This is a genomic window from Vibrio sp. 2130-1, from assembly GCF_033339515.1.
This window is the reverse complement of the sequence record NZ_JAWOUT010000010.1, coordinates 14,654-27,536: the sequence shown is the minus strand read 5'-3', so window position 1 is coordinate 27,536 and position 12,883 is coordinate 14,654. Positions and strand designations below refer to the sequence as shown.

Below are 12,883 nucleotides of genomic sequence, written 5' to 3'. Positions count from 1 at the left end.
TGTCTTATCTATTGGTCAAATCACGTCTAGGCGACGATAAAATTGCGACGAGTTTTTCGCAGCAGACTAGTATATGTTTACATGCTGCAATAGCAAGCAAATCACCAGAATATAGCAGTAAAAGCCATGGTGAAGAGTGTAATAAAACGTGAAAAGCCTCGATTACTTGGCACTATTTTTAATTTGAGCCCCAAAGAGAGAACATGAAAAAAGCAAAGCAACGTATACCGCTGCTTATTAGTTTGGCATTCCAATCGCCCTATCAAACCTCACGCTTTCGCCACAAGAATAACGGCACGAATAAACCCAATAACCAAAACCCTAGACTGCCACCTTCATCATCTGAGCCTTTGAAATCACAGTTATTGGTCGCAATGCCATCGTGACACTCTTTATTGTCACCACTTTCATTGTTAGCACTTTTGATAAAATTCGGCGCAATGATGTAACGACTTGGTGGCGCATCGGCAGTGATGTAAGACTGTACCCAGTCGTAATAGTGGCTCACCTTGGTGTAGAAACTTGGGATCGTCAAAGAGCCACACGTTGGTAGAATAAGGGGGCCGCCACTAACAATACCAATTTGTTTGCCGGTCGCCACATCGACCAACGGGCCACCACTGTCACCTTTACATGCAGAGTTGCCATATTGAGTATGGCTATCTGGCTCCAATACATGGTTTTGTGTTGGTAGCGTACAAATTTTGGTTTGGTTGTCTCTTGAATCAATGATCCCCGGAAAACTGCTGCCAATTTCTAAACGCTCATAACATTTGTCGATGGGTAAAAATGTGCTAATGGTGGTTTTGAGCGTATTAGAAGGTTCAGAAGCATCCGGCTGAGTAGCCCCCCATCCAAACACTTGCACATTTTCGACACGTTGATTGGTCAGGTAATTATCGTTCCAATCCGCCACCAAACGTGCTTCGATACTCTCCATGTCAACTTTACTCGCTAGGTCAGCAAAGTGCGCGTTTGCCACTGGGCGCGTGAGATACAGCAACGCGATGTCTGAATCTAAACCGGTTTGGATAGGTTTCACGTTGCCATTACTGTCGGTCTCAGCTTTTGAAATCCGGGTGTAATCCGGATGAACCACAACGTGAGACACCGGATAAAAGTTATCAAGCCCTGCAGAATTAAGTTCATACGCATTCGCATTCACCGACAGCTCACCCGGCGGGGTCACATAGTAGGTTGCTTCATTGGTTCCTTGTCCCATCACCACACAGTGCGCCGCAGTCAGTACCCATTGCTCTGTCAGCATCGTTCCACCACACAGCGGAAACTCTGCCATGTTACTTGCTCGCAAAGTAACGCGGTCAACAGGATCGGTTTGTTCATCTCCTAACACAATCGCCTGTGTTGATGGCACACTGAATGCCGCCACTGCCAGCGCAATAAGTTTGTTACACGTTGTTCGTTTCATCTAGGTTGCTGTCTTCAATTTGGTAAGCCTGGACGTATCTTCTTCGAGAGAAGAATCTTGGAAAATCCAGCGAATAAAAATGTGCGATTCAATTCATTGGATTACCTTGGGAACACATTCAATATCAACTAAAAATGCCAACTGACTCGCACACAAACCGACTTATTCAAATTAATAAAAACACCAATAAAACACAGATTACGCAGCCCATCAGCATTGTGCTATTGAATTGATGAAAAACGAGTTAGCTCCCAGATATACAGAAAAATATTCTCTATATTTAAGAGAAGGACAATGCCGCTGGAGGTCTCTATGATCAAGGTTGAAGACATGATGACTCGTAATCCTCATACCTTACTGCGCACGCACACCTTGCGTGATGCAAAAAGCATGATGGATGCGCTTGATATTCGACACATTCCGGTTGTTGATGCCAATAACCACTTACAAGGCTTGGTGACTCAACGCGACATTCTTGCTGCTCAAGAATCGAGCTTGCACCCAGATGAGGCTGAACAATCTTTTACTTTAGACACACCGCTCTACGAAATGATGCACACCAATATCATGACGGCAGAGCCTATCGCGGGGCTCAAAGAGAGCGCTATCTATATGCAAAAGCATAAAGTTGGCTGTCTACCTGTTGTCACCAAAGGTCGATTGGTCGGCATTATTACTGATAGTGACTTCGTGACGATTGCGATTAACTTATTGGAACTACAAGAAGAAGTGGAACCTGAAGAAATCGAGCAGGAAGAGTAGTACGCAAGCGTATTCTCTTTGTTGTAAGTTTCGTTTTTACACCGGTTAAACGAAAAAAGAGCGGCAGGGTTGCCGCTCAAAATGCCATTACTGACGCTGATTAAGGAAGTGTTTCTCTGCCAATTAGAATTGGTCTTCTTCGGTCGAACCTGTCAATGCTGTCACTGAAGAGTTACCACCTTGGATAGTATTGGTCATTCTATCGAAGTAACCTGTACCTACTTCTTGTTGGTGCGCAACAAACGTATAGCCTTTTTCAGCTGCTTGGAATTCAGGACGCTGAACTTTCTCAACATAATGACGCATACCTTCACCTTGAGCGTAAGCGTGTGCCAGTTCAAACATGTTGAACCACATGTTGTGAATGCCTGCTAGCGTGATGAATTGGTACTTGTAGCCCATGTCTGCAAGCTCTTGTTGGAACTTAGCAATGGTTTCTGCATCTAGGTTTTTCTCCCAGTTGAATGAAGGCGAGCAGTTGTACGCCAACAATTGATCTGGGTATTCAGCGTGAATTGCTTCTGCAAACTTACGTGCTTCTTCCAAACATGGCGTAGCCGTTTCACACCAAATCAAGTCTGCATATGGTGCGTAAGCCAGACCGCGAGAAATCGCTTGGTCGATACCCGCGCGAACGCGGTAGAAACCTTCTTGAGTACGCTCACCTTCAATAAAGTCTTTATCATATGGGTCGCAATCTGAAGTAATGAGATCCGCCGCATTCGCATCAGTACGAGCAATAACTAATGTTGTTGTTCCCGCTACGTCAGCAGCCAAACGAGCTGCAACGAGCTTTTGTACCGCTTCTTGCGTAGGAACTAATACCTTACCCCCCATATGACCACACTTTTTCACCGATGCTAACTGGTCTTCAAAGTGAACGCCCGCGGCACCGGCTTCGATCATCGATTTCATTAGTTCGTAAGCGTTAAGCACACCACCAAAGCCCGCTTCAGCATCCGCTACGATAGGTAGGAAGTAATCAATACCACCTTCATCTTCAGGCGTCTTACCAGCAGCCCACTGAATTTGGTCTGCACGACGGAATGAGTTGTTGATACGCTTTACTACTGACGGTACAGAATCTACTGGGTAAAGAGATTGGTCTGGATACATCGTCGAAGCGGTGTTGTTATCCGCCGCTACCTGCCAGCCTGACAGATAGATCGCTTCAATACCTGCCTTAGCTTGTTGAACGGCTTGACCACCCGTTAGCGCACCAAGACAGTTTACGTAACCTTTTTTCGCACTACCGTTGACCAGTGACCAAAGTTTGTCTGCACCACGTTGTGCAATTGTGTTTGCAGGCACCATAGAGCCACGCAGTTCCACCACTTCCTCGGCAGTGTAAGTACGCTTCACATTTTTCCAGCGTGGGTTAGTTGCCCAGTCTTTTTCCAGAGCTTCAATTTGTTGGCGGCGAGTTAAGTTAGTCATTGGTCTATCCCTCTTTATAATTTGCACTTTATGCGTGTGCGTTGAGTTTCCGTTCTCAGGCAGTACTTCCCTATCTGCCTTGAAAATCCTTCACGTTATTGGTGTTACAGTTATTCTTTATTAATCCAGGTAGTCATAACCAGGAACTGTCAAAAAGTTGGTCAGTTCATCGCTCGTCGTGAGCCTTGCCATTAAGTCTGCTGCTTCTTCAAATCGACCCGCATGGTAGCGCTGCTCGCCAATTTCTTGCTTCACGACTTCAATCTCCTCTTTGAGATAGAGCTCGAACAACTCTTTAGTGACCTTTAATCCGTTGTCTAGCGACTTGCCGTGTTGAATCCATTGCCAGATAGAGGCGCGTGAGATTTCTGCCGTTGCTGCGTCTTCCATCAGTCCGTAAATCGGCACACAACCATTGCCAGAAATCCAAGCTTCGATGTATTGCAGCGCAACGCGAATATTGTGGCGCATTCCGCCTTCAGTGCGCTCGCCTTCACAAGGCTCAAGCAGTTCAGCGGCTGTAATAGGCGCATCCTCTGCACGGCTCACATCCAACTGGTTGGTGCGTTCACCCAGCACAGCACTAAAGACTTCCATAGCAGTGTCAGCCAAACCTGGATGAGCCACCCAAGTACCGTCGTGGCCGTTGTTAGCTTCTAACGATTTGTCAGTCTGGATCTTGTCTAATACTTTTTGATTCTCTTTCGGGTCTTTAGCTGGGATAAATGCGGCCATTCCTCCCATCGCGAAAGCACCTCGTTTATGGCAAGTACGTACCAATAATCGCGAGTAAGCGTTTAAGAATGGCTTGTCCATCGTTACCACTTGGCGATCTGGCAGTACTCGGTCTGAGTGTTTTTTCAATGTTTTGATATAGCTAAAGATGTAATCCCAGCGACCACAGTTCAAACCAACGATGTGTTCTTTAAGCGAGAACAGAATCTCGTCCATTTCGAATACCGCTGGTAAGGTTTCAATCAGCACAGTCGCTTTGATGGTGCCTGTATCCAAACCGAAATAGTCTTCCGTGAAATGGAACACTTCGCTCCACCACTTCGCTTCGTGATGCGATTGCAGTTTTGGAAGGTAGAAATAAGGGCCACTGCCTTTTTGAAGTAACGCTTTGTAGTTGTTATAGAAATACAGAGCGAAATCGAATAGCGCACCTGGAATGATCTGACCGTGCCACGTAACGTGTTTTTCTTTTAAATGAAGGCCGCGAACACGGCAGATCAACACCGCTGGGTCATCTTCCAGCTGATAATGTTTGCCATTGCCAGGATTGGTGTAACTGATGGTGCCATTAACAGCATCGCGCAAGTTAATTTGACCATCCAGCACTTTACTCCATGCAGGAGACATTGAATCTTCGAAGTCTGCCATGAACACTTTTACATTCGCATTCAGTGCGTTAATCACCATCTTGCGGTCAGTTGGTCCGGTAATCTCCACACGGCGATCTTGCAGATCTTGTGGGATTCCTAGGATCTTCCAACTTCCTTCACGGATGTCTTGTGTCTCTGGTAGAAAATCTGGTAGTTCACCAGCATCAATACGTGCTTGCTTCTCTTCTCTTGCTTCCAGCAACTGTTCAACACGTCCGGCAAATTTTTCACACAGTAGAGATAAAAAGGTTTGGGCTTCAACAGGGAAAATTGCTTGATGTTCTGGAGCAACGACTCCATTCACCTCAAGCATGCCTTGGGTTTGCTTTAGTTGTTGTGTTTTTTGTTCTGTCTGAGCAAGCATAATCATTCATCCTTAACGTGCTTTATCAATCTTGGGCAGTCAGCGTAAAGCTACATTTGTAAGTTATGAACAACAAATTACATCCTTTAACTTTGTGTTCAACTCGTCTAGCCATGCCGATAGATTGCGTAATGCTACGTGTATTTTCAATCTAGACATAAGTCGTATCGGCCTTTAAATAAGCTATATCAACAAAGGGTTTAGTGAAACCCCTAATATAAACAAAACAGAAAATTCAAAGTTTTATTCCGCAAGGTAAAAACCATCTATCAAGCGCCTCATTTTGTAAGTTATTACGTAATAAAATTACATTAATTTTAAAGTCGCTTTATAATTTCAAACAAGCGTATGAATATTGACAGGTAAACAAACACCTTGTACTCACAAGGGCTGAAGAGATGTATTTAAACAGGGGTCAAACAAGGTATGCAGGGCTTTGTGTAAAATTAACATTGTGAAATTTCACTATTTTATGAAAGCTTCATCAAAGAAGAGCTGTAAAATTTTACAAGTCAAAGTTTACCAACAGAATAAAATACTAGAAAGCGCACTGTTTCCAGTGCGCTTTTAGATAAATAATGGAGAAGTAAGGGCTAATACTAATAGCTAAAGCAGCTCTGAAACGACTTCTGCAAGTTGATTAAATGTTTTCGTTCTTGACGAGCTCGGACGCCAAACTAAGCCGATTTCGCGATAAGCTTGTTTACCAGGAGGATCGATCACGACTAAATTCTGGTTATGCAGCAAGCCATGGTCGATAGCCATTTGAGGAATGAACGTTGTTCCCAAACCATTCGCAACCATTTGCACCAGTGTATGGAGGCTGGTTGCCGTAAACGGATTGATTTTTTCTTTGTCTGTTAATTTACACGCTGATACCGCATGTTCCGTTAAGCAATGTTCTTTCTCTAGTAGAAAGACGGATTCGTCAGGTAAATCCGCGTAACGAATCGGCACAGGGACCGATTGGGCTTGATTAGCGCTTATAACCATTCGAAACGGATCCTTACCCACTACTCGGCTTTCCATGCCATCAATTTCGACTGGTAACGCTAAAATAAGCACATCCAGCTCACCATGTCTGAGCGCTTGAAGTAAGTTTGTCGTCGTGTCTTCTCTTAATAAAAGATTCAGTTGTGGAAAACGGTAGTTCACCTCTTGTACCAAATCACACAGTAAAAACGGAGCAATTGTTGGTATACATCCTACTTTTAGCTGGCCTTGCATATCGTCGCCTTGGCACATACGTCCAAGTTCGACCAAATCTTGCCCTTTTGCTAACAGCTCTCGCCCCTGCTTTACTACCATTTCTCCTGTTTGAGTAAAAACCAGTGGACTTTTCTTATCTTTCTTTTCATATAAGGGACAACCTATCAATTCCTCTAAGTTTTGAATACCCTTACTTAAAGTCGACTGACTGACAAAACAACGCTCTGCAGCGTCACTAAAATGTCTTGTTTCATGCAGTGTGACTAAATAGTGTAACTGCTTCAAACTGGGCCATTTATTCATAATTGTATTTGTATCTACCGCCGTTCCAGTGATCGAGTTAAGAGTTTTGTTATTATCGTTTTTTTCGATTAACTCAATCTATTTATTTCGCTTTTTTCAATACTACAATCTGTACTATAGTTTGTCTCGTACAAACACGAACCAAACCGACACAACTGAATTCGGTTTGGAGCTAACCATACTTTTTAGGAGCAAAAAAATGGTACTAGTAGGTCGTCAAGCCCCTGATTTTACTGCAGCAGCTGTTCTAGGTAACGGTGAAATCGTTGAAAACTTCAACTTTGCAGAGTTCACTAAAGGTAAGAAAGCAGTAGTATTCTTCTACCCACTAGATTTCACTTTCGTTTGCCCATCTGAGCTAATCGCATTCGACAACCGTCTAGCTGACTTCCAAGCTAAAGGTGTTGAAGTAATCGGTGTTTCTATCGATTCTCAGTTCTCTCACAACGCATGGCGTAACACTGCTATCGAAGATGGCGGTATCGGTCAAGTTAAGTACCCACTAGTTGCTGACGTTAAGCACGAAATCTGTAAAGCTTACGACGTTGAGCACCCAGAAGCAGGCGTTGCTTTCCGTGGTTCTTTCCTAATCGACGAAGAAGGCGTTGTACGTCACCAAGTAGTTAACGACCTACCACTAGGCCGTAACATCGACGAAATGCTACGCATGGTTGACGCTCTTAACTTCCACCAGAAGCACGGCGAAGTATGTCCTGCACAATGGGAAGAAGGTAAAGCAGGTATGGACGCATCTCCAAAAGGTGTTGCAGCGTTCCTATCTGAGCACGCAGCTGACCTAGGCAAAAAATAATAGACCTTCACCCTAGCTCAACGGGTGTGATGGTTGGATGTATATAAAGCAATAAGCTAATGCGGAAAACCGCAAACGCCAATCAGTCTAAGTAAAGTCCTATCAAAGCCCAGAGCCTCTGCTCTGGGCTTTCTTTTTCCTTCAGATAAACCGCCAAAATGAGGTAACGCTTTAGCGTAAACTTTACCTCTATTTATCATCCCCTCCATACAGATTCTGCTTACTGGCCCTGTTAATATCTTAGCCACAACACTTATTTGTAACGTTAGCAGGATGAATGAACGTGGTTACTCACCTAGAAGTCTGTATTGATAATATTGAATCTCTGCACTACGCCATTGCTGGCGGCGCCACTCGGATTGAACTTTGCTCCTCTTTGGCTTTAGGCGGACTAACACCCAGTTATGGTTTTATGCAGCAAGCGGCTAAGCTTTCGAGTGTTCCAGTTTATGCCATGATCCGCCCACGCCAAGGTGACTTCTTCTACAATGAAGAAGAGATCGAAATGATGCGTTGGGATATTGAAGCGGCTCACCAATCAGGCTTGAGCGGTGTCGTGTTCGGCGTGCTCACTCAAGACGGTGATATTCATATGCCTTACGCGGCTGCGCTGTGTGAATTTGCTCAAGCGCTTGGCTTAGGCGTGACCTTCCATCGTGCCTTTGACCAGTGTCGTGACGCTGAAAAAACTTTGGAAGAAGTGATCAGCTTAGGTTGTGAACGTATTTTAACCTCCGGTCTTGCGCCTTCAGCACCACAAGGGATCGATGTGCTTAGAGCTTTGGTTAAGCAAGCCCAAGGACGCATAGCAATCATGGCGGGGGCTGGCGTTAATGCGAGTAACGTACGTGCGTTAGTAGAAGACACTCAAGTTCCTGAAATCCATCTGTCAGGCAAAACCACACGCCCTAGCCAAATGACCTTTGTTGCTGAACAAAGCAAAATGGGCGCATCCGATGTCGATGATTTTTTAATCCCCATCACAAGTACACAAGCCATAACCGATGTCGTAGCATCTCTCAAATAGACCACCGTAACCTCACGCGCATAGCTTTTGAGTGCTAACATATTGTTTATCAAGGAGTGAGGAAAGGTGTATGTCTAAATTGAAGAAAAAGGAATACGAAAAGGAGCTCAAAAACCTTCAAGTTGAGCTCGTAAAACTTCAAGAGTGGGTCAAACACAAAGGGTTAAAAGTGGTGGTTCTGTTTGAAGGCCGTGATGCTGCGGGCAAAGGCGGAGTGATAAAGCGAATTACAGAAAAGCTAAACCCGCGTGTTTGTCGCGTAGTGGCTCTGCCTGCACCGACAGAAAAAGAAAAAACGCAATGGTACTTCCAACGTTACGTCGCTCATTTACCATCTGCTGGTGAAATCGTTTTATTTGACCGAAGTTGGTATAACCGAGCGGGTGTCGAAAAAGTCATGGGGTTCTGTACGCCTGATGAATACGAAGAGTTTTTACGCTCTTGTCCTGAATTCGAAAGAATGTTGCAACGCTCTGGGATTATTCTGATTAAGTATTGGTTTTCGGTTTCAGACGAAGAGCAGGAAAAACGTTTTCTAGGTCGAATTAATACGCCGATCAAACGTTGGAAATTCAGCCCAATGGATTTGGAGTCACGTCATCGCTGGGCGGAGTATTCGGAAGCAAAAGATAAGATGTTTGCCTATACAGACACAAAAAACTGCCCTTGGTGGGTCGTCCCTTCAGATGACAAAAAGAAAGCGCGCTTGAACTGTATCAGTCATTTACTAAGCCAGATTGATTACAAAGCACTTGAGTACTCACCCATCGAATTACCTGAACTCAATAAAGAAGGTTACGTCAGAGCGCCCATTGATGATCAGACCTTCGTTCCTGATAAATATTGACGTGCTTTCCTTCTCTCTAATAAATAGACCAGCCTAAAAGCTGGTCTATTTATTGAAGTCAGTTACTTCAGTACGTCATCAATACTTTGATCACCTAGATGGCGTACATCTTTCCCTTTCACGAAGTAAATAATGTATTCACAGATGTTCTGGCAGCGGTCCCCCACGCGTTCAATCGCGCGTGCCGACCACATCACTTGCAGAATATTAGGGATATTTTTTGGATCTTCCATCATGTAAGTCATCAACTGACGAATCACCGCTTCATACTCGGCGTCTAGTTTGTCATCTTGTTTATGCACCTCTGCTGCCGCTTCTACATCCATGCGGGCAAACGCATCTAAAACCTGATGCAGCATATTAATTGCCTGACGGCAGAGAGGCTCTAACGACACTTGGAATTGTCGTTCTTTTGATGATGGGCTTTCAATGGCAACGTAAGCAATACGTGTCGCCACGTCACCGATACGTTCTAAATCAGTGATCGTTTTGATGATAGCCATAATTAAGCGCAAGTCTTTTGCCGTTGGCTGACGCTTAGCAATAATGCGTGTACAAGCGTCATCGATCGAGACTTCCATCGCATTCACTTTATGATCGTCACGCACAACCTTACGCGCCAGTTCGATGTCTTCTTTATGCAAGGCTTGAATAGCATACGAAAGCTGCTGTTCTACCAAGCCCCCCATGGTTAATACATGAGTACGAATCGATTCTAGCTCTACGTTAAATTGTCCTGAAATATGACGTCCAAAGTGCATGATGTTCCTTATTCCGTATAGAGTCGCGACTTAACCGTAGCGACCCGTAATGTAATCTTCGGTCTGTTTCTTCATTGGCGAAGTGAAGATCGAGTCCGCGTCAGAGTATTCAATTAACTTACCCATATGAATGAATGCAGTATGATCGCTCACTCTCGCCGCTTGTTGCATGTTATGGGTAACGATAACGACAGTATATTGAGTCTTCAGCTCATTGATAAGCTCTTCAATAGTTAAAGTTGAGATTGGATCCAACGCTGATGTTGGCTCGTCCAATAACAGGACTTCCGGCTCAATCGCCACCGCGCGCGCAATGACCAAGCGCTGTTGCTGCCCCCCAGATAAGCCAAATGCGTTCTCATGCAAGCGGTCTTTTACCTCATCCCACAACGCCGCCGAGCGCAAGGATCGCTCCACTGCGTCATCTAAACTGCGGCTGTTTTTTACACCTTGTAAGCGTAAGCCATAAACTACATTTTCATAAATAGACTTAGGAAATGGATTGGGTCTTTGAAACACCATCCCCACTCGGCGTCGAAGTGTCGCAACATCGACATTAGGATGATAAACATTCTTGCCATGGAGACGCACTTTGCCTGTGACTCGACATCCTTCCACTAAGTCGTTCATGCGATTGATGCAACGTAATAACGTCGACTTTCCACACCCTGAAGGACCGATAAAAGCGGTGACTCGCCCTTTGGGAATTCGCATCGAAATATCATGCAGCGCCTGAGTTTGACCATAGAACAGATTAAGGTTCTCGATTGAGATGGCTGTTTGTTCATCCGTTAAATTATGAACATCCAATGGTGGCTCATAACCTAATGTACTATCAAAATTAAACATACTTAATCTTGTCCTAACGTTCTGTATTTTTCTCGTAAATTATTGCGAATACTGATTGCTGTTAAGTTTAGCCCGACAATCACTGTCACGAGTAAGAAAGAGGTAGCATAAACTAATGGTCGCGCCGCTTCGATGTTGGAGGTTTGAAAGCCAACATCGTAAATGTGAAAACCTAAATGCATGAACTTTCTATCCAAATGCACATAAGGGAATTGTCCGTCAACCGGTAAACTGGATGCCAATTTCACGACCCCCACCAGCATCAGTGGCGCTACTTCGCCAGCTGCACGTGCAATCGCAAGGATCAAACCTGTGATAATAGCTGGCGTCGCCATAGGTAAAACCACACGCCATAGTGTTTCGAACTGAGTTGCACCAAGCGCCAGAGAACCATGTCGTACTGAGCTCGGAATACGAGTTAAACCTTCTTCAGTCGTCACAATCACAACTGGAAGCGTCAGCACGGCAAGAGTTAGTGCAGACCATAACAAACCCGGCGTACCAAAGGTTGGTGCCGGTAGCTTCTCCGCATAGAATACGTTGTCGATAGAGGCACCAATCGTATAAACGAAGAAACCTAAACCAAACACGCCATAAACAATCGATGGAACACCCGCTAGGTTTATAACCGCAATACGAATAACTCTGGTTAGAGCGTTATTCTTAGCATATTCATGTAGATAGATAGCGGCGATCACCCCGAGTGGCATCACAATGATCGACATGATGAGTACTAAGAAAACCGTACCAAATATCGCAGGGAACACGCCTCCTTCGGAGTTAGACTCTCTTGGATCTTCAGATAAAAACTTCCAAACCTGTTTTCCCCAATGCATGACTTTATCAGGCAGTGACATTTGGTTTGGATACCAGTAGTCCAAAATATCTTCGAGCGGAATCGATACTTGTGACCCCGTCATATCCTCGGCAATCAAGGCATAGTCAGAGAGCTGAAGTCGTAAACCATCAAGTTGCAAATCTAACGTCGCAAGCGCTTTTTCTATCTGCTCTTTTTTCGTCTGATTTTCCTTTAAGAAGCTTTCTGTCAGCGTGTCATTCAATTCATGCTTGCGCTTTTCTAATCGCAACTGCTCTAGCTTCCAACCAAGCTCTTTAAGCTGATCGACCACCAAAGAATCAATCTCATGGCGCAGAGTTTCTGCATCATCAAGCTTTTTATTTAGTACCGATTGAATATCACTGGTGTATATATTATCGCCATCTTGAAACGCCACCAGCTTACCAAAGAAATAACCACCACTACTGCGCTCTATCACCGCCCACTCTTTTGGCGTCGTGGGCTCATCCAACTGCATTTGCAATACGGAGATAAAATCGGCGGGATACAACTCTCGGTTAGCGATTTTGATGTTGAGTCGCGTGGCAAAATCTTCATCGTCTTCTAACTGTTGTGCTGCGCTTTCAGGCAAATAACTCTTCGGTACAAAGCTGCGCTCATACACTTGACCAATAAGAATAGTATTTTCATGTAGCACCTCGCCTTGTACAGGAGTCAGCGCTGCAACATTCCACTGATACAAGGGCGCTGGCCAAAAGTAAGTCAGGCCTTTCCAGCCGATAAGGAGTAACAACCCTAATACCGACAACAAACTGATGCTGACTGCACCGCCTGTTAGCCATATCCACGGTGCGCCAGAACGAATCCAATTTAACACGTTATTACTCGCTCTTTATTCAA

General features: G+C 44.6%; 11 protein-coding genes. 4 read left to right on the top strand and 7 right to left on the bottom strand.

Annotated elements, in window-relative coordinates; all coding sequences use genetic code 11:
* Positions 1–262: 262 nt before the first annotated feature.
* Positions 263–1,429: a trypsin-like serine protease gene (locus tag R7Q09_RS15750; RefSeq protein WP_262638884.1), complete on the bottom strand. Its 1,167-nt coding sequence runs from the start codon at positions 1,427–1,429 to the stop codon at positions 263–265.
* A gap of 312 nt (positions 1,430–1,741) precedes the next feature.
* On the opposite strand from R7Q09_RS15750, the gene R7Q09_RS15745 reads away from it, so the two are divergent.
* Positions 1,742–2,191, top strand: a complete 450-nt coding sequence (locus R7Q09_RS15745) for a CBS domain-containing protein (RefSeq protein ID WP_017820562.1) — start codon at positions 1,742–1,744, stop codon at positions 2,189–2,191.
* Between the two features lie 123 nt (positions 2,192–2,314).
* Here the strand turns inward: R7Q09_RS15745 and aceA are convergent, their stop codons facing one another.
* The 3 genes from aceA to R7Q09_RS15730 all read right to left on the bottom strand — a co-directional run bounded on the left by aceA (position 2,315) and on the right by R7Q09_RS15730 (position 6,889).
* Positions 2,315–3,628, bottom strand: coding sequence for an isocitrate lyase (aceA, locus tag R7Q09_RS15740; RefSeq protein ID WP_005381733.1), 1,314 nt, complete (start codon positions 3,626–3,628; stop codon positions 2,315–2,317).
* 120 nt (positions 3,629–3,748) lie between these two features.
* Positions 3,749–5,377, bottom strand: a complete 1,629-nt coding sequence (aceB, locus tag R7Q09_RS15735) for a malate synthase A (RefSeq protein WP_017820561.1) — start codon at positions 5,375–5,377, stop codon at positions 3,749–3,751.
* Positions 5,378–5,983: 606 nt separating this feature from the next.
* Positions 5,984–6,889 carry a hydrogen peroxide-inducible genes activator gene (locus R7Q09_RS15730; protein WP_005383681.1) on the bottom strand — a complete coding sequence of 302 codons (906 nt, stop codon included), beginning with the start codon at positions 6,887–6,889 and terminating at the stop codon, positions 5,984–5,986.
* Positions 6,890–7,088: 199 nt separating this feature from the next.
* On the opposite strand from R7Q09_RS15730, the gene R7Q09_RS15725 reads away from it, so the two are divergent.
* From R7Q09_RS15725 to ppk2, 3 genes are all read left to right on the top strand, one after another.
* On the top strand, positions 7,089–7,700 hold the full coding sequence (locus tag R7Q09_RS15725; protein ID WP_005381738.1) for a peroxiredoxin C: 612 nt from the start codon (positions 7,089–7,091) through the stop codon (positions 7,698–7,700).
* 283 nt (positions 7,701–7,983) lie between these two features.
* Entirely contained in the window at positions 7,984–8,727 is a 744-nt protein-coding gene (locus R7Q09_RS15720) for a copper homeostasis protein CutC (RefSeq protein WP_213901733.1), read from the top strand.
* A 70-nt stretch (positions 8,728–8,797) separates the two neighbouring features.
* The gene (ppk2, locus tag R7Q09_RS15715) at positions 8,798–9,574 is read left to right on the top strand and encodes a polyphosphate kinase 2 (RefSeq protein WP_005381743.1); all 777 of its coding nucleotides are present in this window, start codon (positions 8,798–8,800) and stop codon (positions 9,572–9,574) included.
* 62 nt (positions 9,575–9,636) lie between these two features.
* Here the strand turns inward: ppk2 and phoU are convergent, their stop codons facing one another.
* The 3 genes from phoU to pstA are packed head-to-tail and all read right to left on the bottom strand — an operon-like array spanning position 9,637 to position 12,860.
* The gene (gene phoU, locus R7Q09_RS15710) at positions 9,637–10,335 is read right to left on the bottom strand and encodes a phosphate signaling complex protein PhoU (protein ID WP_005381744.1); all 699 of its coding nucleotides are present in this window, start codon (positions 10,333–10,335) and stop codon (positions 9,637–9,639) included.
* A gap of 30 nt (positions 10,336–10,365) precedes the next feature.
* Positions 10,366–11,184: a phosphate ABC transporter ATP-binding protein PstB gene (gene pstB / locus R7Q09_RS15705; protein WP_005381745.1), complete on the bottom strand. Its 819-nt coding sequence runs from the start codon at positions 11,182–11,184 to the stop codon at positions 10,366–10,368.
* A gap of 2 nt (positions 11,185–11,186) precedes the next feature.
* Positions 11,187–12,860, bottom strand: a complete 1,674-nt coding sequence (pstA, locus tag R7Q09_RS15700; RefSeq protein ID WP_151514535.1) for a phosphate ABC transporter permease PstA — start codon at positions 12,858–12,860, stop codon at positions 11,187–11,189.
* Between the last annotated feature and the right edge of the window lie 23 nt (positions 12,861–12,883).

Coding starts and splice junctions, on each gene's coding strand:
- R7Q09_RS15750 (WP_262638884.1), bottom strand. CDS start 1,429: ATGAAACGAACAACGTGTAACAAACTTATTGCGCTGGCAGTGGCGGCA.
- R7Q09_RS15745 (WP_017820562.1), top strand. CDS start 1,742: ATGATCAAGGTTGAAGACATGATGACTCGTAATCCTCATACCTTACTG.
- aceA (WP_005381733.1), bottom strand. CDS start 3,628: ATGACTAACTTAACTCGCCGCCAACAAATTGAAGCTCTGGAAAAAGAC.
- aceB (WP_017820561.1), bottom strand. CDS start 5,377: ATGCTTGCTCAGACAGAACAAAAAACACAACAACTAAAGCAAACCCAA.
- R7Q09_RS15730 (WP_005383681.1), bottom strand. CDS start 6,889: ATGAATAAATGGCCCAGTTTGAAGCAGTTACACTATTTAGTCACACTG.
- R7Q09_RS15725 (WP_005381738.1), top strand. CDS start 7,089: ATGGTACTAGTAGGTCGTCAAGCCCCTGATTTTACTGCAGCAGCTGTT.
- ppk2 (WP_005381743.1), top strand. CDS start 8,798: ATGTCTAAATTGAAGAAAAAGGAATACGAAAAGGAGCTCAAAAACCTT.
- phoU (WP_005381744.1), bottom strand. CDS start 10,335: ATGCACTTTGGACGTCATATTTCAGGACAATTTAACGTAGAGCTAGAA.
- pstB (WP_005381745.1), bottom strand. CDS start 11,184: ATGTTTAATTTTGATAGTACATTAGGTTATGAGCCACCATTGGATGTT.